The sequence below is a fragment of the Rhodococcus olei genome, assembly GCF_039540555.1.
Taxonomy (GTDB): Bacteria; Actinomycetota; Actinomycetes; order Mycobacteriales; family Mycobacteriaceae; genus Rhodococcus_G; species Rhodococcus_G olei.
Map to the genome: position 1 here is coordinate 40,760 of NZ_BAABFB010000036.1, position 20,094 is coordinate 60,853.

At 69.9% G+C, this 20,094-nt stretch carries 21 protein-coding genes; 3 read left to right on the forward strand and 18 right to left on the reverse strand.

Annotated features, from left to right (window positions below; genetic code table 11):
- Positions 1-28: 28 nt before the first annotated feature.
- From ABD951_RS11655 to ABD951_RS11705, 11 genes are all read right to left on the reverse strand, one after another.
- A complete protein-coding gene (locus ABD951_RS11655) occupies positions 29-1,135 on the reverse strand; it encodes a phosphotransferase family protein (protein ID WP_345344874.1) in 1,107 nt (368 codons plus the stop codon).
- The gene (locus ABD951_RS11660) at positions 1,132-2,421 is read right to left on the reverse strand and encodes an acyl-CoA dehydrogenase family protein (protein ID WP_345344876.1); all 1,290 of its coding nucleotides are present in this window, start codon (positions 2,419-2,421) and stop codon (positions 1,132-1,134) included. Before ABD951_RS11660 ends, ABD951_RS11655 begins: the two co-directional genes overlap by 4 nt.
- Before the next feature lie 50 nt (positions 2,422-2,471).
- Complete coding sequence (locus ABD951_RS11665; protein ID WP_345344878.1) at positions 2,472-3,614, reverse strand: thiolase family protein; 1,143 nt, start codon at positions 3,612-3,614, stop codon at positions 2,472-2,474.
- Positions 3,611-4,048 carry a Zn-ribbon domain-containing OB-fold protein gene (locus tag ABD951_RS11670; RefSeq protein WP_345344880.1) on the reverse strand — a complete coding sequence of 146 codons (438 nt, stop codon included), beginning with the start codon at positions 4,046-4,048 and terminating at the stop codon, positions 3,611-3,613. The genes ABD951_RS11665 and ABD951_RS11670 overlap by 4 nt, the downstream gene beginning before the upstream one ends.
- On the reverse strand, positions 4,045-4,521 hold the full coding sequence (locus ABD951_RS11675) for a Zn-ribbon domain-containing OB-fold protein (protein WP_345344882.1): 477 nt from the start codon (positions 4,519-4,521) through the stop codon (positions 4,045-4,047). The genes ABD951_RS11670 and ABD951_RS11675 overlap by 4 nt, the downstream gene beginning before the upstream one ends.
- Positions 4,518-5,708 carry a thiolase C-terminal domain-containing protein gene (locus ABD951_RS11680; RefSeq protein WP_345344885.1) on the reverse strand — a complete coding sequence of 397 codons (1,191 nt, stop codon included), beginning with the start codon at positions 5,706-5,708 and terminating at the stop codon, positions 4,518-4,520. Before ABD951_RS11680 ends, ABD951_RS11675 begins: the two co-directional genes overlap by 4 nt.
- 63 nt (positions 5,709-5,771) lie before the next feature.
- Positions 5,772-6,545, reverse strand: a complete 774-nt coding sequence (locus ABD951_RS11685; RefSeq protein ID WP_345344887.1) for an SDR family NAD(P)-dependent oxidoreductase — start codon at positions 6,543-6,545, stop codon at positions 5,772-5,774.
- 14 nt (positions 6,546-6,559) lie between these two features.
- Complete coding sequence (locus ABD951_RS11690; protein WP_345344888.1) at positions 6,560-7,390, reverse strand: mycofactocin-coupled SDR family oxidoreductase; 831 nt, start codon at positions 7,388-7,390, stop codon at positions 6,560-6,562.
- A 21-nt stretch (positions 7,391-7,411) separates the two neighbouring features.
- On the reverse strand, positions 7,412-8,527 hold the full coding sequence (locus tag ABD951_RS11695; RefSeq protein WP_345344890.1) for an ABC transporter substrate-binding protein: 1,116 nt from the start codon (positions 8,525-8,527) through the stop codon (positions 7,412-7,414).
- Between the two features lie 69 nt (positions 8,528-8,596).
- Positions 8,597-9,643 carry an NADP-dependent oxidoreductase gene (locus tag ABD951_RS11700; RefSeq protein ID WP_345344892.1) on the reverse strand — a complete coding sequence of 349 codons (1,047 nt, stop codon included), beginning with the start codon at positions 9,641-9,643 and terminating at the stop codon, positions 8,597-8,599.
- Positions 9,644-9,685: 42 nt separating this feature from the next.
- Complete coding sequence (locus ABD951_RS11705; RefSeq protein WP_345344894.1) at positions 9,686-11,179, reverse strand: class I adenylate-forming enzyme family protein; 1,494 nt, start codon at positions 11,177-11,179, stop codon at positions 9,686-9,688.
- 275 nt (positions 11,180-11,454) lie between these two features.
- On the opposite strand from ABD951_RS11705, the gene ABD951_RS11710 reads away from it, so the two are divergent.
- Entirely contained in the window at positions 11,455-12,300 is an 846-nt protein-coding gene (locus tag ABD951_RS11710) for a mycofactocin-coupled SDR family oxidoreductase (RefSeq protein ID WP_345344896.1), read from the forward strand.
- A 44-nt stretch (positions 12,301-12,344) separates the two neighbouring features.
- On the opposite strand, the gene ABD951_RS11715 is transcribed toward ABD951_RS11710, so the two are convergent.
- The 4 genes from ABD951_RS11715 to ABD951_RS11730 form a co-directional block, all read right to left on the reverse strand.
- Positions 12,345-13,091 carry an MBL fold metallo-hydrolase gene (locus ABD951_RS11715; RefSeq protein WP_345344898.1) on the reverse strand — a complete coding sequence of 249 codons (747 nt, stop codon included), beginning with the start codon at positions 13,089-13,091 and terminating at the stop codon, positions 12,345-12,347.
- Positions 13,092-13,221: 130 nt separating this feature from the next.
- On the reverse strand, positions 13,222-14,253 hold the full coding sequence (dmpG, locus tag ABD951_RS11720; RefSeq protein ID WP_345344900.1) for a 4-hydroxy-2-oxovalerate aldolase: 1,032 nt from the start codon (positions 14,251-14,253) through the stop codon (positions 13,222-13,224).
- A complete protein-coding gene (locus ABD951_RS11725; protein WP_345344902.1) occupies positions 14,250-15,194 on the reverse strand; it encodes an acetaldehyde dehydrogenase (acetylating) in 945 nt (314 codons plus the stop codon). Before ABD951_RS11725 ends, dmpG begins: the two co-directional genes overlap by 4 nt.
- The gene (locus ABD951_RS11730) at positions 15,191-16,015 is read right to left on the reverse strand and encodes a 2-keto-4-pentenoate hydratase (protein WP_345344904.1); all 825 of its coding nucleotides are present in this window, start codon (positions 16,013-16,015) and stop codon (positions 15,191-15,193) included. The genes ABD951_RS11725 and ABD951_RS11730 overlap by 4 nt, the downstream gene beginning before the upstream one ends.
- A 69-nt stretch (positions 16,016-16,084) precedes the next feature.
- On the opposite strand from ABD951_RS11730, the gene ABD951_RS11735 reads away from it, so the two are divergent.
- Positions 16,085-16,846 carry an IclR family transcriptional regulator gene (locus tag ABD951_RS11735; protein ID WP_345344906.1) on the forward strand — a complete coding sequence of 254 codons (762 nt, stop codon included), beginning with the start codon at positions 16,085-16,087 and terminating at the stop codon, positions 16,844-16,846.
- A gap of 9 nt (positions 16,847-16,855) precedes the next feature.
- Here ABD951_RS11735 and ABD951_RS11740 read toward each other — a convergent pair whose 3' ends face one another.
- The 3 genes from ABD951_RS11740 to ABD951_RS11750 form a co-directional block, all read right to left on the reverse strand.
- A complete protein-coding gene (locus tag ABD951_RS11740; RefSeq protein ID WP_345344908.1) occupies positions 16,856-17,452 on the reverse strand; it encodes a dihydrofolate reductase family protein in 597 nt (198 codons plus the stop codon).
- A gap of 236 nt (positions 17,453-17,688) precedes the next feature.
- Positions 17,689-18,258 (reverse strand): DUF1707 SHOCT-like domain-containing protein, encoded by a 570-nt coding sequence (locus ABD951_RS11745; RefSeq protein WP_345344910.1) that lies wholly within the window; start codon positions 18,256-18,258, stop codon positions 17,689-17,691.
- A 103-nt stretch (positions 18,259-18,361) separates the two neighbouring features.
- Positions 18,362-18,871 (reverse strand): DinB family protein, encoded by a 510-nt coding sequence (locus ABD951_RS11750; RefSeq protein WP_345344912.1) that lies wholly within the window; start codon positions 18,869-18,871, stop codon positions 18,362-18,364.
- Between the two features lie 95 nt (positions 18,872-18,966).
- Here ABD951_RS11750 and ABD951_RS11755 point away from each other — a divergent pair, with 95 nt between their 5' ends.
- The gene (locus ABD951_RS11755) at positions 18,967-19,926 is read left to right on the forward strand and encodes a helix-turn-helix transcriptional regulator (RefSeq protein ID WP_345344914.1); all 960 of its coding nucleotides are present in this window, start codon (positions 18,967-18,969) and stop codon (positions 19,924-19,926) included.
- Positions 19,927-20,094 lie beyond the last annotated feature (168 nt).

Sequence of the window (20,094 nt, forward strand, 5' to 3'; positions counted from 1 at the left end):
CCGGCCCGCGACACACCCCGTTCCCGTCTCAGCCTGCGAGCAGTCCGAGTGCCCGGCGGGCCAGTGGCTCGACGAGGGCTCCGCGCATCCCCATGCGGGGGTCGGTGGTCTCCCCGCGGACGAACCGCGCGTAGAGCTGCTGCAGGATCACGACCGTCTTCCAGCAGCCGAACGCCTCGTACCAGGAGATGCGCGTCAGATCCAGGTCGCTGTTCGCCGCGTACCGCTCGACGACCTCCGCCCGTGAGGGCAGGTCGAGGCCGTGCATGCCGGGGACCGCGATGAACGCGGCGTCCGAGTCGGGCTCGACCGTCCGATCGGGCCAGTAGTTCAGCAGGGTCCCCAGGTCCACGAGCACGTCGCCGGTGGTGGCCATGTCCCAGTCGAACACCGACTTCACCCGGTCGGGGTCCCCGGGTGCGAACTGACAGTTGTCGACCTTGTAATCGTTGTGGACGATGCCGGCTCGCTGGGATCGCGGGATCTCGGCACGGATTCTCCGGCCCACCTCCTCGACGATCCGGGCGGTCTCCCTCGACGGAGCGTGTGCCGCGACGGCGTCCCAGCGCGAGGACCATCCGTGGACCTGGCGACCGAGATAGCCGTCCGGCCGACCCAGATCGGCGAGCCCGCACGACTCGGGATCGACCGCGTGCAGGTCGGCCAGACCGTCGATCACCGCGAGACCGATCCGGAACCCGGCGGCATTCAGATGCGCCATCGATGCGGGAACCGAATCCCACACGACGACGCCGTCCCGGTACTCGGACACCAGGAACGGCGCCCCGATCACCGACTCGTCGGCGCAGTACAACAGGGCCCGAGGCGCCCGGTCGTAGCGCTCGTGCAGGCGGGCGAGCACCCGGTACTCACGGCCCATGTCGTGGGCACCCGGCGCGATCTTCCCGAACGGGGGACGACGCACCACGAGCCTGCGATCACCGAAGCTCACGCAGTACGTGAGATTGGCCGATCCGCGAGGGAACTGGAGAACGGAGAACTCACCGCTCAAACCCTCCACACCGGCCCGAAGGTGCGCCTCGAGCGCGGACCAGTCGAGTTCCTCCCCGGCCCGGACCGGGGCGATATCCTCCCGCGGCTCCGCGCCACCGGCGGAGGTCGCGGCCGGCGTCACCACGCCCCCTTCGTGGGCAGGCCGAACTTGCGTTCCGCGTGCTCGTCGAGCTCGGGCAGGTGGACGGTCGGGAACAGACCCGGTGCGGGCGCGGCCGTCGCGAGCAGCTGCTTCGCGATCTGCTGCTTGTGCAGTTCCGTCGCGCCGTCCGCGAGGCCCATGTGGTAGCTCTCCAGCAGCCACTTGCCGAACGGCATCTCGGTGGAGATGCCCAGCGACCCGTGCAGCTGGATCGCCCGGGACACAACGTTGTTGAGGACCTTCGGCATCACCGTCTTGACGGCGGAGATGTCGGCGATCACCTTCTTGTAGTCCTGCAGCCGGTCGATCTTCCAGGCGGTTCGCAGGACGAGCAGACGGAACTGTTCGAGTTCCACCCACGACTCGGCGATCATCTCCTGCACGAGCTGCATGTCGGCGAGGCGCCTGCCCCGGGTGTGTCGCGACACGGCGCGCTCGAGCATCATGTCCAGGGACGCTCGGACGAGCCCGACCGTCCGCATCGCATGGTGGATCCGGCCGCCCCCGAGCCGGGTCTGCGCGACCTCGAAGCCGTTGCCCTCCTCGCCGAGAAGATGGTCGGCGGGAACCCGGACGTCGGTGTAGCGGATGTACGCGTGCGTGCCCTCGGACTCCGAATGCCCCCACACACCGACGTTCCGGACGATCTCGATACCCGGAGTGTCCATCGGGACGACGAACATCGACGCCCGTCGGGTGCGTGGCGCGTCGGGATCGGTCACCGCCATCACGATCAGGAACGACGAGAACCGCGCGTGCGACGAGAACCACTTCTCGCCGTTGATGACGTAGTGATCGCCGTCGCGGACCGCCCGGGTGACGAAGCTCGTCGGGTCCGAGCCGCCCTGCGGTTCGGTCATCGAGTAGCAGGACATGATGTCGCCGTCGATGAGCGGGCCGAGGTAGCGCGCCTTGAGTTCCGGGCTCCCGTAGTGGGCGAGGATCTCGGCGTTACCGGAATCCGGTGCCTGGCAACCGAAGACGACAGGCCCGCTGTGCGTGCGTCCGAGGATCTCGTTGAGCAGGGCGAGCTTGAGCTGCCCGTAGCCCGGTCCGCCGAGGTTCGGGCCGAGGTGGCATGCCCACAGTTCCTGTTCGCGCACCTTCTCCTGCAGTGGTTTGATCAGCTTGTTGCGCGTGGGGTCGGACACGTCCCACGCATGCTCGACGACACGGTCGACGGGTGCGACCTCTTCGGTGACGAACCGGTCCACCCAGTCCAGCCTGTCCTGGAACTGCGGATCGGTCTCGAAATCCCATGCCATTGGTCTTCTCCTGCTCGGGGGTTCGGGTCTTCGGGGGAGATGCCGCGGGGTCAGCGGGTCAGGACGGTGCAGGCGCTGATTCCCGGCGCACCGTAGACGTGCGTGAATCCCACCCGCGGGTTGCCGGGAACCTGGCGGTCGCCCGCGGCACCGCGCAGCTGCACGACGCTCTCGTACACCTGTCGCAGTCCGGTGGCGCCGATCGGCTCACCGTTGGCGATGCAGCCACCGTCGGTGTTCACCGGGATCGAGCCACCGATCTCGGTTGCACCCGACCTGATGAGCGACTCCTGCTCTCCGTGTTTGCACAACCCGGTCTCGGCCAGGTGCATGATCTCGGCACCGGCCTCGGTGTCCTGGATCTGAGCCACGTCGACGTCGGACGGGGCGATCCCGGCGGTCTCGAAAGCGGCCCGCGACGCCGTGACCGTCGGTCCGTCCGCGCGGTGCGGCGACAGCCAAGGGCTGAACACCTCGAACGAACCGAACTGGCGGGAGCGCAGTTCGGCGGCCTCGACGTACACCGGTGTGTCGGTGTACCGGTGTGCTCGATCGGCCCGCGCCAGCACCAGGGCGACACCGCCTTCGGCGGGCGAGCAGAACATGTACCGGGTGAGCGGGTCGCTGACCATGGTGGCGCCGGCAATCTCGTCCTCGCTGAGCGGCGTCCGCCGCCAGGCGTGCGGTGCCAGTGCACCGTTGCGGAACGCCTTCGCCGCCACGGTGGCCAGCAGGCTCTTCGACAGTCCGTGCTGGACGAGGTACCGCTGGATCTTCATCGCGAAGAACTGGGTGGTGACCATCATCCCGGTCTCGCCGTACCACCGACCGAGCCCGTTGTCCTCGGGGCGGGCGTTGAAGGCGCCCCGCGGATGTTTGTCGAACCCGACGACCAGACCGAGATCGCTCTCTCCCGAACGAATTCGACTCAGGGCCGAGGTGAGGGCGCTGCCACCGGTGGCACAGCCGTTGGCGACGTTGACGAACGGCAGTCCGGTGAGGCCGAGGTCCGAGACGAGGGTGTCCGCGTTGCCCGCGGAATCACTTCCACCGTAGGCGAACTGGACATCCTTGAACTCCACTCCGGCGTCGGCGAGAGCCTGCCGGGCCGCATACGCCCCCTGGTCGCGTCCGCTGACCCCTTCGGTGCGGCCGAATCGGTGGATTCCGACTCCGACGATCGCGACCTTCATGACGCTTCCTTTCCGGTCGGCTGGAATGCGAAGGTGCGCACCTCGGTGCCGTCCTCGTCGAGATGGTTGACGATCGAGGTCAGCCGCACGGGCATGCCGATCGTCAGCGCGTCCGCGTCGGACACCGTCAGCCGTGCCTCCACGATCACCTCGCCGAGGTCGACGTAGCCGACACCGAACGGGACGAACGGTTCGACCGTCCGGAAAGGTGTCTTCGGTGCGAAGGACTGCACCGTGTAGGACCACAGCGTGCCCTCCCGCGGAAGGACCGTCGCCACCATCGCGGAGCCGCCGCAGCGGGGGCAGGTGCCCTGGACCGGGAAGGTAACGGTCCCGCAGGCGGGGCACGTGGTGCCCCGCAACGGCGCGCCGTCGTCGCCGGTGGCGAAGAGGGTGTCGTCGACGTACCGCCACCCCGTGGCCGTGGAGGTCATGCGGCGGCACCTCCGTCCAGGGCGGCGGTGCCCGCGCGTTGCGGGGCGACCCGCCACACGGGTAGAACGACCGGGTTCCCCTGCGCGTCCTGACCGAGATCCTCGAATGCGCACACCACGGGCGTTCCCGCGGACACCTCCGCTCGCCCGGGCAGGTTCCCGATCAGACGGACGCCGGCCTCCTCGCCGTCGACATCGACGACGACGACGGTGTACGGAACGGGAAAGTTGGGATGCACCTGGTGCTCGACGACCGTGTGGGCGTAGATCGTTCCCGTGCGGGCGACGGGCTTCCAGACCGGGTCGGCGGCACCGCAGTACACGCAGCGCGGGCGCGGCAGGTGGATCCGCTTCCCACACGAGGTGCACGTCAGCAGCGAGAGCCGACCCTGCGCTGCCTCGTCGAAGAATCCGCGGCTGGCCCGGTCGACGACCGTCGGGAGCAACCTCTCGGCTGCGCTCCGGGCGCTCACGCCGCCACCAGGATCAGCGCGCTCGCCGCCGGTGGGGGTGCCGACGTCACGAGGGACACCTCGGCGCCCGGCACCTGGCTGGTGGAGGTGCCGCGGATCTGCCGCACACCCTCCACGACGTGGTTCATCCCGTGGATGTACCCCTCGGACATGTGTCCTCCACTGGTGTTGATCGGAATCGATCCTCCGAGATCGATCTGGCCGTCGGCGAGGAAGTCACCGGTGTCGCCGCGCTTGCAGAACCCGTAGTCCTCGAGCTGGACGAGGGCAGTGATGGAGTAGCAGTCGTAGATCTGCGCGACGTCGACGTCGGCCGGTCCCAGACCCGCGCGGGAGTACAGGGTGTCCTGGCAGACCCGCGACGGCAGCACCGTGACGTCCTCCCGCATCAGGGTGGGGTACATCAGGCCGGGCTGCGGTCGTGGGCACGTCGACATCGCTGCCGAACGGATCACCGCCGGGGGCTGCGCCAGATCACGCGCGCGCTCCGTCGTGGTGACGACAACTGCTGCGGCACCGTCGGTTTCGAGGCAGTAGTCGAACAGTCGCAACGGTGACGACAGCATCCGCGAACCGAGATAGTCGTCGAGGGTCATCGTCCGGTCGTGCATCTGGGCGGCCGGGTTCGCGTTCGCCCGTCGGCGCGCGACGAGGGCGATCTGCGCGAGTTGCTCGGACCTCAGGCCGGTCTCGGTCATGTACCGCTGTGCCATCAGCGCGAAGTACTGTCCCGAGGACAACAACCCGTACGGGCCGAAGAACTCCTCGAACGTCTCCTGTCCGCCGACCTCGGGCGTGGTGACCGGGGACAGGCCGAAGCGCCTGCCGGACCGGCCGTTCAGCGAACGGAACACCACCACGGTGGTGGCCTGCCCGCTCACGACGGCGGCGACCGCCTGGGCGACCATCGCGCAGGGACCGGAGCCGCCGGGCCCGGCCTCACCCCAGTAGGTGAGATTGGGGACACCGAGCCCGTCCGCGAGCGCGGCGCACGAGACGAGGTCCATGTCGTTGCGGACGATTCCGTCGACGTCGGCCGGAGTCAGACCGGCGTCGGCGAGGGCGTTGGCCGCCGCCTCGACGGCGAGCGCGGTCACCGACACGCCGGAGTCCTTGGAGAAGGCGGTCGTGCCTGTCCCCGCGATGGCGCACGCATCCCGGCGCCAGGTGGCTGTGTTCGAGGGCAATGGAGGGTCCCTTTCGTGTGGTCGAGTGGCCGTGGGCTGTTTCCGGGGCCACTCGGTGTGCTGTCAGTGCGCGGTCAGGCCGCCGTCGGCGGCGACCGCCGCACCGGTCATGAACGAGGCCTCGTCGGAGAGCAGGAACGCGACGACCGTTGCCATCTCGCCGGGAGCGGCCTTGCGTCCCATCGGGGTCGCCTCGATCGCGTCGCTGCGGGTCGGAACCCGGATCGTTCCGTGGAGGGTGGCGGTGTTGGCCGCGAGGCCGGTGCTCACCACCCCGGGGCACAGGCAGTTGGCCCGGATGCCCAGTTCGGCGTAGCCGAGTGCGATCGACCGCGTCAGCTGGAGTACACCGCCCTTGGACGCCTCGTAGGCCGGGGTGTTGAAGTTCGGTGCGACCAGCGACGCGACGGATCCGACCGTCACGATCGAGCCTCCGTCGGCCTGGAGCAGGTGCGGGATCGTGGCCCGCAGCGGCAGGAACGTGCCGGTCAGGTTCACTCGGATCGCGATGTCCCAGTCGTCGAGGGTCAGTTCGTGGGCCAGGCCCGCGCGGGTGATGCCGGCACAGGTGACGATGCCGTCGAGTCCCGACAGCTGCAGCGCGGCGGCCTCGACGGCGGATGCCACCGACTGCTCGTCCGCGACGTCGCAGTGGAGGGCGACGGCCGTACCACCTTCCGCGCGAACGGATTCGGCGACGGATTCGGCTGCCTCCTTGCGGGCGTCGGTCACCGCGACCGCGGCTCCCTCGGCCGCAACCCGGTGCGCGACGGCGGCACCGATGCCGCTGCCGCCGCCCGTCACGAAAACCCGACGACCTGCGAGACGTGCTGTCATGTCGATTCCTTTCGTCACTGCAGGAGGAGGCCGGCGTCGACGGGGAGCGAGGCACCGGTGATGTACCGGGACTCGTCGGAGGCGAGGAACAGAACCGCGTTGCTCATGTCGATCGGCTCCACCCATCCGACGTCCATCACGTTCCGCGCTTTCGATCGCTCCCACAGGTCATCCGGTCCCGGGTTCTCGAGATCCGGCCCGAAGACGCCGAAGGTGGCCTCGTTGAGGAGCATCGGCGTCGCCACCGCGCTCGGATTGACCGTGTTGACCCGGATCCCGGCTCGTCCCAGTTCACCTGCCAGCGTTCGCATCAGACCCATCACACCCGCCTTGGACGCGTTGTAGTGGGCGATGTTCGCGGAGCCACGAAAGGCCTGGATCGAGCTCGTGATGACGATCGAGCCACCGCGCCCCGCCTCGATCATCGCGGGAGCGACGGCCTTGACCGTGTGGAACACCCCGGTCAGGTTGACGTCGATCACGTCCTGCCACTCGTCCTCGGCGATCTCCCACGTGGGTGCGAACCCGACGATGCCCGCGTTGGCACAGACGATGTCGACGTGGCCGAACTCGGCCACGGCCTCGGCGACCGCGGAGTTCATCTGTTCCTGGCTGCGCACGTCCGCGACTCGGGAGACGGCGCGTCGCCCCGTGGCGGCGACGAGCTCGGCGGTCTCCTTCAGGTCGGCCTCCGTCGGGAGTGGATACCGCACCGACTCGATGTCCGCGCACGCGTCGACGAGGAAGACGTCGGCGCCCTCCTCGGCCAGGCGCACGGCGTGCGAACGACCCTGCCCGCGTGCGGCGCCGGTGATCAGTGCGACCTTTCCGGATACCCGTCCCATGAGTTGTGTCCTTTCGGTACGTCAGTTGAACAGCTGGTTGAAGCGGACCTTCAGCGCCTCGAGCGCGTCGGCGGTCATCGCCTCCGTGTCCTGCGGCGCGACCTTGTCGATCGTCGTAACGGCACTGGCGACTCCGGGCAGGACCGAGGCCGCTCGGAAGGAGATCGCCTCCTGTCCCGCGGGTGTGACCAGGTAGTTGGCGAGCAGCTGAGCCGCGTTGGGGTGGGGAGCCTTGGTGAGCACTGCCGTGTACATCGGTGCGCCCCAGACCAGTTCGTCGAATCCGGAGGCCACGGGTGCCCCCGCTTCCGCGTCCTTCGTCTGGTCCTGCACGAAGGCGGCGGCGGCGATCTCACCCGAGGCGAGGGCCTGCGCCAGCGGGAGTGCACCCGGGTAGATGCGCGGCTTCTGTGCGGCCAGTCTGTCGAGGAACCCCTCGCCGCCGACCCGGTTCAGGTAGTGCTCGTAGAGATCGACGTGCGCCGTCGAGGTGGGCAGCACGATGCCGACCTTCCCTTCTCCCAGTGCGGGATCGAGCAGGTCCGCGTACCCGGTCAGCCCCTTCGGGAGACGGTCGGTGTTCCATCCGAACGTGCCCACCGACGCGCTCGTCACGAAGTCGAGCGAAGGGCGCAGCAGCGTGGCGGCGTCGTAGCCGGACGCGGTGATCGCGGGACCACGAGGCGCGGCGAATGCACCGGCCGCGCCCTGCTGCTGCGCCCACACCGAGGTCGCCTGGGTCACGACGTCGGCGACGGCTCGGCCGGTGGTCTGTTCGGCACCGATCTTCTGGTGGAGGTTGGTGTCGACGTCCCGGACCACGTCGACCCGGATTCCGTACTCGGACTGGAAGCGGGACGCGAGCTCGGCGAGCTGCTCGTTCGTGTTCGAGGAGTAGATGGTGACCTGTCCTTCGGCCTTGGCGTCCTCGACCACCCGCTGCCAGGCCGCGTCGCCGGTGGGGCCGGTGGACCCGATCGCGTCACTGGCGATCCGTTGGCCGGCGTCGGCACCGCCGCAGGCCGCCAGCAGCAGCGTCGCGGCGACGAGGCCGATCGCCGCGCCGGCGTGGCGCCGTCGCCCGCCACGTGCGGCGTTCGCGCCGAACCTGACGAGGACACGGGTGAATCCGTTCACGAGAGTTCCTCTCGGATGTGCGGAACCGCACGGCGGTTCCGGTTCGTCGGTGGAATTGATCGGGTGAGGTCAGGAGCCGGTACCGGCGGAGAGGGTTCCGCTCAGCGGTACGACGGCCTTGCCGACGGACGTCCCGTCGAGCATGCCGTTGAACGCCGACCACGCGCCGGCGATGCCGCCGGGAAACTCGGTGTGAACCGGGCGGATCGCGTCGTCACGTATCCAGTCCGCCATGCGATCCACGAACTCGGCGCGGGCGTCCATGTGATCGCCCAGCAGGAACCCCTCCATGCGGGCGCGGCGCCAGATGAGTTTGAGCAGGTTCGCCGGGCCGGGCTGAGGGGTCGACGAGTTGTAGATGCTGCTCATCCCGCACAGCACGATGCGGGCGTGATCGCGGACGACCCGAATCGCGGACTCGAGGTGTTCGCCGCCGACGTTGTCGAAGTACACGTCCACGCCGCTCGCGCCGACGTCGGAAAGAGCCTGCCGGAGCGAGTCCTTCACCGGTCCGTCGTGGTGGTCGAACGCGGCGTCGGCACCCAGCCCCTCGACCAGGGCGACCTTCTCCGCGGATCCCGCGCTGCCGATCACCGTCGCACCCATCCGTTTGGCGATCTGGACCACGGTCGAGCCGACCGCGCCCGCCGCGGACGACACGAAGACCACGTCGCCGGCCTCGAGCCGCGCGATCCGGGTCAGCCCCACCCACGCCGTCATCCCGGGTATGCCGAGCAGGCCGAGATGAGTTGCGGGAGCGAGATCGTCGTTCTCGAGAATCCGGCAGTCGGCGGCGGGAACCACGGAATGCTCACGCCAGCCGAGGTCGTGCAGGACGAGCGTTCCCACCGGAACTCCGGGATCGGCGGACTCGGTGACACGGCCCACGGTCGGCGCCGACATCGGTTCGTCGAGTGGGTACGGCTCGGCGTAATCGGCCTCCCCGCCCATCCGTCCGCGCATGTACGGCTCGACGGACATGACCTGGTTGGCGACCCGGACGGCACCCGGGTGGGGCGGCAGCACCGCGGTCTCGACGAGCTCGACGTCGGAGTCGAGGGGGCGCCCCTTCGGGCGGGATCGAAGCCGCCACTCGCGGCTGGCAACTGGAAGCATTGTTCCTCCGGAGGGTGTCGCTCGGCAGTGGACCGGCGCTCTTCAGGCGGGCTGAACGGCTTCGACCTGCGACACGAGGTCGCGCCGGACGAGCTTGCCGGTCGGGGTCCGGGGCAGATCGTCGACGAAGATGACGTCGTCGGGGGTGCGGGACCCGCGCAGCCGTGCCCGACACCAGGCGCGAATCTGTTCGGGTTCCGGCTGTTCCGACGGTTCGGGGACGACGACCGCGCAGATCCGCTCGCCCCATTCGTCGTCGGGCAGTCCGATCACCGCCACCTCGCGGATTCCGTCGTGGTGCACCAGGACGTCCTCGATCTCGGCCGGGGCGATGTTCTCGCCGCCGCGGATGATGGTGTCGTCCGCTCGTCCGCCGATGTACAGGTAACCGTCCTCGATGCGCGCACGGTCGCGGGTGGGGAACCAGCCGCCACCGTCCAGCACGGTCCCCTTGCCCATGTACTCGCCGCTGACCTGGGGGCCCCGCACCCAGAGCATGCCGGTCACCCCGTCGGACAGGACGGTGGTGTCGTCGTCGGCGCGGATCTGGGTCTCCATGCCGGGCACGATCCGGCCGACCGAGGACAGCCGCCCCCGCAGGGCCGGATCGGCCAGTGCCTCGCGGTGGTCGTCCGGTCCGAGAACCGCGATGGTGGAACTGGTTTCGGTGAGTCCGTAGGCGTTGACGAATCCGGTCGTCGGGAAGGCGGCCAGGGCGCGTTCGAGCACCGGCTGGGGCATGCGGGCACCGCCATAGGCAAGCGACGCGAGCGTCGGAGTCCGCGCGGGGGCGCCGTCGAGGTGTTCGACGACCCGGGCGAGCATGGTCGGCACGACCATCGCGCTGGTGACACCCTCCTCCCGGACGAGTTCGAGCCACCCGTGAGGCGAGAAGTCCGGCAGATACACCATCCGCCGTCCGGAGTAGAGGTTGCTGAGGACGGCCCCCATGCCGGCGATGTGGTACGGCGGGGTGCTCACGAGCGCGGCCTGATTCCCACTCGCCGACGCGAACTCGACGGTGTTGAACAGGTAGGACAAGAGGTTCCGGTGGCGTAGCAGAACACCTTTCGGCGCCGACGTCGTCCCCGACGTGAACAGGACGATCGCGGTCGCGTCGTCGGATACCGGCACGGACTCGGCGGGATCCGTTTCCCGTGCGAGACGGAGGAATTCGTCGGTCGTGAGCACGGTGTCGGCGGCGCCCGTCAGTTTCGCGGCGTACGCCTCGTCCGCGACCACGATCGCGCGATCCAGCTGCGCGACGAGGGCGCCGAGCTGGCCCTCGGACAGGCGATAGTTCAGTGGCGCGATCGGGATTCCCGCACGCGCGGCCGCGAAGGTCAGAACCGGCAGGGCGGGGCCGTTCACGCCGACGAACACGGCGTGCCGGGCACCTCGATCGCGAAGCACCGCGGCGCCACGAGCCGCCAGGTCGCCGAGTTGCCTGCAGGTAAGGCCCGCGTCGCGGCGTCCGACGACGATTCGGTCGGGGTGAACCGACGACGCCATGTCCAGAACAGTTTCGATACCCATTGCACCACCTGGCTGAAGTGAGCGCGGTGCACGTCCCCATGCACCGACCGACCGGTCTCGCCTCCGCTGCCGGACAGCCGGAGAGCTGTGGGCTGGGCCACATCGGGCGAGTGATGTGAACTGTAGCAAATATGAGCATATTTATGAATATCCGATTTTTACCCGCCGCCAGCGAGACTCGAACACGAGCACTCACACCGCAGGACCGTGAAACCCGTGTCCGGGACCGGTCGGTCGGCTAACGTTTCCCACTTTCCGATCAGTGGGAGACGAACATGGGCACACTCGACGGCCAGGTCGCGTTCATCACCGGCGCGGCGCGCGGCCAGGGACGCGCGCATGCCGTGAAGATGGCGTCGGAGGGGGCCGACATCATTGCGGTCGACCGCTGCGCACCCGTGACGACCGCCGGATACGAGATGGCCACCGAGGCCGACCTCGCCGAGACGGTGGCGCTGGTGCAGGCCCAGGGCCGCAGCATTGCCGCGTCGGTGGCCGACACCCGGGACCTCGATGCACTGCAGAAGGCCGTCGACTCCGGCGTCGAACGCTTCGGCCGCCTGGACATCGTCGTCGCGAACGCCGGCATCGCAGCGTCACCGAACCTGTCCTGGAACCTTTCGGCCGACGAGTTCCGGGAAATGGTGGACATCAACGTCACCGGTGTGTGGCAGACCACCAAGGTCGCGATCCCGCACCTGCTGGCGGGCAACCGCGGCGGCTCCGTCGTGCTGATCAGCTCGATGGCCGGCCTACGCGGGGTACCCGGAATCGTGCACTACTCCACCGCCAAGCACGCCGTGCGGGGCATGGCGAAGTCCCTGGCAAACGAACTGGCGTGGGCGAACATTCGGGTGAACTCGGTGCACCCCGGCAACGTCCGCACCGCGATGATCGACAACGAGGCGATGGTGCGCGGGTTCCGTCCGGACCTGGAGAACCCGGTCCTGGACGACACCGCCGAGATCATGCAGAAACTGAACCTGTTGCCCGAACCGTGGGTCGAGGCCGAGGCGATCGCCGACGCCGTCCTGTTCCTGGTCGGCGACACCGGCCGCGGCATCACCGGGATCGCCCTGCCCGTCGACCTCGGCACGTCGGAGAAGTTCGCCGGCGGATAGGCGGAGGCGCGGGGTGTCGGTGCCTCGCCGACGCCGGACCGCGATCAGGCGCGGGCACGCCCCCGCGCCAGCTCGACCGCCTCGGCGATCGGCATGGACACCGCGGGGCCGTGTCCCGGCACCAGGATGTCCGCGTCGAGTTCCGCGAGACGGTCGAGTGCCGCGAGGGTGTCCGGTCCGCCGTGGTCGAAGACCGCCGGAAGCAGTTGGGGTCCCGCGATTTTCGACAACGGGTGCGCGGTGACCAGCGCATCACCGGTGACGATCACGCCGGACCGGGGCAGGTGGTAGGCCGTGTGCCCAGAGGTGTGACCGTGGGTCGCCACGGGTGCCGGAGCGCCCGGGAGGTCGAGGGGCCCGTCCGACGGGAAGACGAGCGCACCGTCGAGGGCGAGCTTCTTGGTCGCGCCGGCCCGGGCGATGCGCACCAGCCACGGCAGCACACCGTGCTTGTGCAGCATCGGGATGAAGTCCTTGCCCGTCGCCTGTTCGAGGTGGTCCCGTCGCAGGTGGGCGATCTCCGTCGGGTCGGTGAAGACGGGAGTCCCGTACCGTTCGTGGAAGGCGACGATGGCGCCCATGTGGTCGATGTGCGCGTGGGTGAGCAGCATTCCCTCCACGTCCTCGGGTCGACGACCGAGCAACCGGATCGCGTCCTCGACCGCCCCGACGTCTCGGGGATACCCGCCGTCGATCAGCGTCAGGGCGTCACCGTCCCGCAGGATCACCACGTTCACGTCGGTCCCGGTCGCGCGGAACACCTCGGGCGCCACTTCCTCCACTGTCGTCACGGTTCGTCATTGTGGCCCACACCGTCCCGCACCCGAGCCGAGGCACACCCGGACACCCGCGTACCGACCGCGAACGCAGCTCGGGCGCTGTGACCGTGTGGTCACAGCGCCCGAGCAGTACGTCCGGGGATTACGCGCCTTCGCGCTCGCGCTCCGCGACGAGGTTCAGCGCGATGTCGACGATCATGTCCTCCTGGCCGCCGACCAGCTTGCGCTTGCCCGCCTCGAGCAGCAGCGTGCGCACGTCGATGCCGTAGCGCTCCGACGCGGTCTCCGCGTGCCGCAGGAAGCTCGAGTACACGCCGGCGTAGCCGAGGGTCAGGGTCTCCCGGTCGACGCGGACCGGACGGTCCTGCAGCGGACGGACGATGTCGTCGGCGGCGTCCTGCAGCTTGAAGACGTCGCAGCCGTGCTTCCACTCGTACAGGTCGGCCACCGCGATGAACGGCTCGATCGGGCAGTTGCCTGCGCCGGCGCCGTGTCCGGCGAGCGACGCGTCGACGCGGTAGACGCCCTCCTCGACGGCGACGACACTGTTCGCCACCGACAGGGAGAGGTTCTCGTGCGCGTGGATGCCGATCTCGGTGCCCTCGTTGAGGACCTCCTTGTAGGCGCGGACCCGGTCGCGGACCCCGTTCATCGTCAGGCGTCCGCCGGAGTCGGTGACGTAGACGCAGTGCGCGCCGTACGACTCCATGAGCTTGGCCTGCTTGGCCAGCTCCTCGGCCGGCGCCATGTGGCTCATCATCAGGAAGCCGGAGACGTCCATGCCGATCTCGCGGGCGGTCTCGATGTGCTGCGCGGAGACGTCGGCCTCGGTGCAGTGCGTCGCGATGCGCACCGACCGCACGCCCAGCTTGTAGGCGTGCTTGAGCTCCTCGATGGTGCCCACGCCCGGCAGCAGCAGGGTGGTCAGCCGGGCCCGCTCGAGCACGTCGGCGGCAGCCTCGATCCACTCCCAGTCGGTGTTCGAGCCGGGGCCGTAGTTCACGGACCCGCCGGCGAGACCGTCACCGTGCGCGACCTCGATCGCGTCGACGCCGGCCTCGTCGAGGGCCTTGACGATCCGCTTGACGTCCTCCGGCGAGATCCGGTGACGCACCGCGTGCATGCCGTCCCGGAGGGTGACGTCCTGGACGAAGATGGTGGGGTTGGCGCTCATCGGTTGGCTTCCTTCTTCTGGGCGATCCGCTCCGCGATCTGCTGTCCGGCGGAGGTCATGATGTCGAGGTTGCCGGCGTAGGCGGGCAGGTAGTGTCCCGCGCCCTCGACCTCGAGGAAGATCGACACCTGGTGGGTCGGGCGGTTGCCCTCGACGACCAGGGTCTCGACCGGCTGGTCGGCCGGGATCTCGGTGATCTGGACCTGCTGCTTGAGGCGGTAGCCGGGCACGTAGGCGGCGACGTCGCCGACCATCTTCTCGACCGACTGGCGGATCTCGTCGTGGGTGGCCGGGTCCGGCGCGTCGACGAGGCAGAAGACCGTGTCGCGCATGATCAGCGGCGGCTCGGCGGGGTTGAGGATGATGATCGCCTTGCCGCGCTTGGCGCCGCCGACCGACACGATCGCACCGGAGGTGGTCTCGGTGAACTCGTCGATGTTGGCACGGGTGCCGGGGCCTGCGGACTTCGACGCGATCGACGCGACGATCTCGGCGTACGCCACCGGGACGACCCGGGAGACGGCCGCGACCATCGGGATGGTGGCCTGGCCACCGCACGTCACCATGTTCACGTTCGGGGCGTCGAGGTGGTCGTCGCCGTTGACCGCGGGGATCACGAACGGACCGATGGCGGCCGGGGTGAGGTCGATCATGCGCTTGCCGAGCGGCGCGAGACGCGCGTTGTTCGCGACGTGCGCCTTCGCCGACGTCGCGTCGAAGACGATCTCGATCTCGTCGAAGTTCGGCAGCTTCACCAGACCCTCGACGCCCTCGGCGGTGATCGGCACGCCCAGCGCGGCGGCCCGAGCCAGTCCGTCGGAGGCGGGATCAATGCCGACCATGGCACCCATCTCCAGGTGCTCCGAGTGGTTCAGCACCTTGATCATCAGATCGGTGCCGATGTTGCCGGATCCGATGATCGCGACCTTGACCTTGCTCATGCGTTCTCTCCTTCCGTGAAACGGGTGGTCACGGCACCGAGTCCGGACACTGTGACGGTGACGGTGTCGCCGGCCGAGACCGGCGCCATCGGGCCGAGGGCACCGGACAGGATGACCTGACCGGCCCGCAGCGGCTGGCCGAGTTCGCGGGCGGTCTGTGCCAGCCACACGACGGCCTCGATCGGGTCGCCCAGGCAGGCGGCCCCGTTGCCGGAGGAGACCTCCTTGCCGTTGACGGTCATCGACATCGTGACGTCGACCGGCTCGACCTCGTCGAGGGTGCGACGCTCGGTGCCGAGGACGTACACGCCGGACGACGCGTTGTCGGCGACGGTGTCGCCGAAACGGATGTCCCAGTTCTGGATCCGGCTGTCGCAGATCTCCAGCGCGGCGACCGCGTACTCGATCGCACCGCGGACCTGGGCAGCGTCCAGCGGGCCGTCGACCAGGTCGGCGCCGAGCACGAACCCGACCTCGCCCTCGATCTTCGGCTGGATCAGACGGGACATCGGGATGTCCTCGCCGGCGGCGAACTCCATGTCGTCGAACAGCACGCCGAGGTCGGGCTGCCCGACCCCGAGCTGCTCCTGGACCGCCTTGGAGGTCAGGCCGATCTTGCGGCCGACGACACGGGCGCCGGCCTGGATGCGCCGATCGTTGAAGCTCTGCTGGACGGCGTACGCGGCGACCAGGTCGTCAGCGCCGATCAGTTCCCGGATCGGTGCACAGGGGGTGGCCGTCTCGGCCGCCGTCGCGAGGCGGTCGGCGGCGGCGGCGATGTCGGCATCGCTCGGCGCCACGTAGTTGGAGTGCTGACTCATGGTGCCCACTGTCCCGGGCCGCACCCGCCGGGGCCAGGGAGTTGTCTCACTCAGCGATACGATGGGCCGATGGCGGCCACTGCGGACCTCGACACCGTCCTCGGCAAGGCGGTGACGATCCTGCGCGCGTTCCGCCCGGACGACCTCGTCCTGTCGCTCGCCGAACTCGTTCGCCGGACCGGCCTGCACAAGGCGACGGTGCACCGCCTCGCCGGCGAGCTGGTCGCGAACCGGCTGCTCGACCGCGTCGACGGGGGGTACCGGCTCAGCGGGGGTCTGTTCGAGCTCGGCATGCTCGCCTCGCTCGAGCGCAGCCTGCTCGAGATGGCGATGCCGTTCCTGCAGGACCTCTACGAGCGCACCCACGAGACCGTGCACCTCGGTGTCCGCGACGGTCACGACGTCGTGTACGTCGCGAAGATCGGCGGCCACCGGCAGGCCGCGAGCCCGTCCCGGACCGGGGGCCGGATCCCGTTGCACTGCTCCGCAATCGGCAAGGCGCTGCTCGCGAACGCCGACCCCGACCTGCAGCGGGAGGTGCTCGCGGCGCCGCTGGTCCGGCGCACCCCGCACACCGTGGTCGCGCCCGGGATCCTGCGCGCACAGCTGACCAAGGCGGTCGAGACCGGGGTCGCGTTCGAGCGCGAGGAGTCCGCGCTCGGCATCACCTGTGTCGCCGCCCCGGTCTTCGGGCTCGACCGGGAGCCGGTCGCGGCGATCAGCGTCACCGGCCCCACCAGTCGGTTCCGGCCGGAAACCCAGGTCACCGCGGTGCGGGCGGCCGCGGCGGGCCTGGGCAGCACCATCGCCCGCCGCGACCGGATGCGGTGACGGCGGTGCTCAGCCCCGCGCCGCCGGCCGGTACGTGCAGACGTGCACGCCCGCCGGGCTGACCGCGGTCGACACCAACTCGAGCGGGTGCAGCCCACCGTCGGCGGGGAAGATCGACTTGCCGCCGCCGAGGATCACCGGCTCGACCATCAGCCGCAGCTCGTCTACCAGTCCCGCGCTCAGCAGGGCGCGGACCAGCGTCGGGCTGCCCATCACCACGACGTCGCCGCCGTCCGCCGCGCGCAGCTGCCCGATCCGGTCGACCATCTCGCCGACCGGGATCCGCGTGGTGTTGTTCCAGGTCAGGTCCGCGTCGCCGAGAGTCCCGGACACGACGTACTTCGGGATCGCGTTCATCCGGTCCGCGAACGGGTCCCCCGCCCGCTCCGGCCACGCCGCGGCCATCGTCTGCCAGGTCCGGCGCCCGAACAGCAGCGCCTCGGCCTTGCCGAGTGCGTCGTCGAACGCGCCGCCGACGACCTCCGGGTCGAAGTACGGGTGCGACCACCCGCCGTGGGCGAAGCCGCCCTCCCGGTCCTCGTCCGGCCCGCCGGGGGCCTGCACGACACCGTCGAGGCTGATGAACTCGGTGATCACGATACGCACGTCGACTCCTCTTCCCGTTTTCGATCCGAACGCCGATGTAGACCATCGCGCGGTCCCAGAATCATCGGTCAGCCACGACGACTCGGCGGGAAGCGGCGCCGCGTCCGGCGTGGCGGGCGTGACGGCGCGGACTGCGGGACCGCGGCCGGCGACCCCGCCCGTCGTCGGCTGGTTCGCGAAAGCTGGTGCCGCGGTCCGGAAGTCGAGCACACCGGCCGACACCTACCCGGCGGCGGTCACCGCGATCCACGGTTGTCGATCGCCATGACGACGGAGTACACGACGAACCCGACGGCGGCGAGCAGGAGGACCGGCTGCCGGATCACCAGCGCCGGCGCCAGCACCGCAAGCGCGAACGGGACGAGGGTCGGGTTCGGACCCGAGCGGGCCGAGGCGGGTTGCGGGCCGGGCCCGGCGACACTCAGGAACGCCGGGACCACGACACGGGCACGACCCCGGCGCGCCACGTACACCAGGCCGGCGCCGACGGCGACGACCAGGGCGATCGGGACGTACCACATCCCGAGACCGACCGCGTCGAACACGAACCACAGCCCGACCACGAGCGCCGACGCCGGCACCAGGGACCAGGCCAGGAGCCCGCGACGCCGACGCGGCGCCGTCGCCGACGGCAGGTCCGCGAACAGCGCGGCGAGGTCTCGGCTGGTGCGGGCGCGCGCGACCAGCGCACACCGGTCGTCGAACTCGGCGACCGTCAGCCGCCCGTCGCCGAGGTGCCGGGTCAGCAGCTCGACCGCCTGCTCGCGTTCCACCGTCCCGATGCGGAGGTCGGGATTGTCGGTCATGCCTCAAGGGTAGTGCCGCGGATCGTGGTCGACGCCGCCGATGCCGCCGCCGCGTGGTGAACCGTGCCGCGCCGGCGACGCCGGTCGGGCACCCGGACAGCCACTACCCCATTGTCTTCTGACCGTCGAGTGCCTCACGGATGATGTCGGCGTGTCCGGCGTGCTGGGCGGTCTCGGCGATCAGGTGCAGGAACACGCGCCGCGCCGACCAGCTGACGCTCCCCTCGAACCAGGGCGCTTCCGGCAGCGGGTGCGCCACGTCCAGACTCGGCAGCGAGCGCAGCAGTTCGTCCGTCTCGTTCGCGACCGTCTCGTACTCGGCCAGCAGCCCGTCGAGGGTCTCGCCCTCGCGCATCCGGAAGTGCTCGAGATGCTGCGCGATCGCCTCCTCGTCGAACCGCATCGCCGAGGTCCCCTCCACGATGAACCGCGTCCAGTTCCGCTCGCCGTGGATCAGGTGCTTGACGAGGCCCGCGATGGTCAGCTCGCTGACCGTCGAGCGCGTGGTCGCCTGCTCGTCGGTCAGCCCCTGCGCGGTGTGTCGCAGGAACCCGCGATGCGTGGCGAGGGTGCTCGCGAGGTCGGTGCGCTCGTCGATCAGGGTGACGGTCATGGCGTGTCCTTCCGGAGTCGGTAATCGCTGTCACCGACCACGTTACGAACCAATGGTGTCAGTTTCTGACCGCAATGTGCGGCACACTCGGAATCATGGCGAACACGAGCTCCCGCACCCTGCGGCTGCTGTCCCTGCTGCAGAGCCACCGCTTCTGGCCCGGTGGCGAACTGGCGGAACGGCTCGAGGTGTCGGTGCGCACGCTGCGCCGCGACGTCGACCGGCTGCGTGAGCTCGGCTACCCGGTGCGGGCGCAGCCCGGAGTGGACGGCGGATACCAGCTCGCGCCGGGTGCCGCGCTGCCGCCGCTGGTGCTCGACGACGAGGAGGCGGTCGCGCTGGCGGCCGGGTTGCTCACCGCCGCACAGAATCCGATCGCGGGCACCGCGGAGTCGTCGGTGCGGGCGCTCGCGAAGGTCGTTGCGGTCATGCCGAAGCGCCTGCGCCGGCGGGTCGAGGCGCTGCGGGCGACGACCGACGCAGGCACCTGGGGTGGTCCCGGGCCGGTCGTCGACCCGGCCGCGCTGACGACGATCGCACTGACCTGCCGGGACGGCGAGCGACTGGAGTTCGACTACACCGCGGCGGACGGCACCGCCCTGCATCGGCGGGTCGAGCCGCTGCGCCTGGTCTCGCTGGACCGACGCTGGTACCTGGTCGCCTACGACCTCGACCGCACCGACTGGCGCACCTTCCGTCTGGACCGGCTGACCGCCCCGCGCCCGACCGGCGCGCGGTTCGCTCCCCGGCGTCTGCCCGACGCCGACGCGGCCGAGTTCGTCCGCTCCCGGATCGGGGCGCTGGGCCGCGAACACGTGGTCACCGCGTGGGTGCAGGCGCCCTCCGATCAGGTGCGCGCGAGGATCGGGCAGTGGGCGGCCGTCGACGACGGCGAACAGCAGTGCCGGGTGCGAATCGAGGCGGAGTCGTTCGACTGGGCCGCGTTCGCGCTCGGCACGCTCGGCGCGGAGTTCCGCGTCGAGGGCCCGCCCGAGTTCGTCGCGGTGCTGAGCGACTGGGCGACGCGCTTCGCAGGTGCGGTCGGCAGTCCCTGAACGGTCGGCGGATCCCCACACCACCCCCGGCGCGGCCGGAAACGGCGAGTGCCCCCGACCCGGGTCCGGGTCGGGGGCACTCGCAGGTGGTGCGGGTGTTACTTGAGTTCGGCGAGGACGGTGCCCTGCGTGATCGCGGCACCCGGCTCGACGGCCAGACCGGTCACC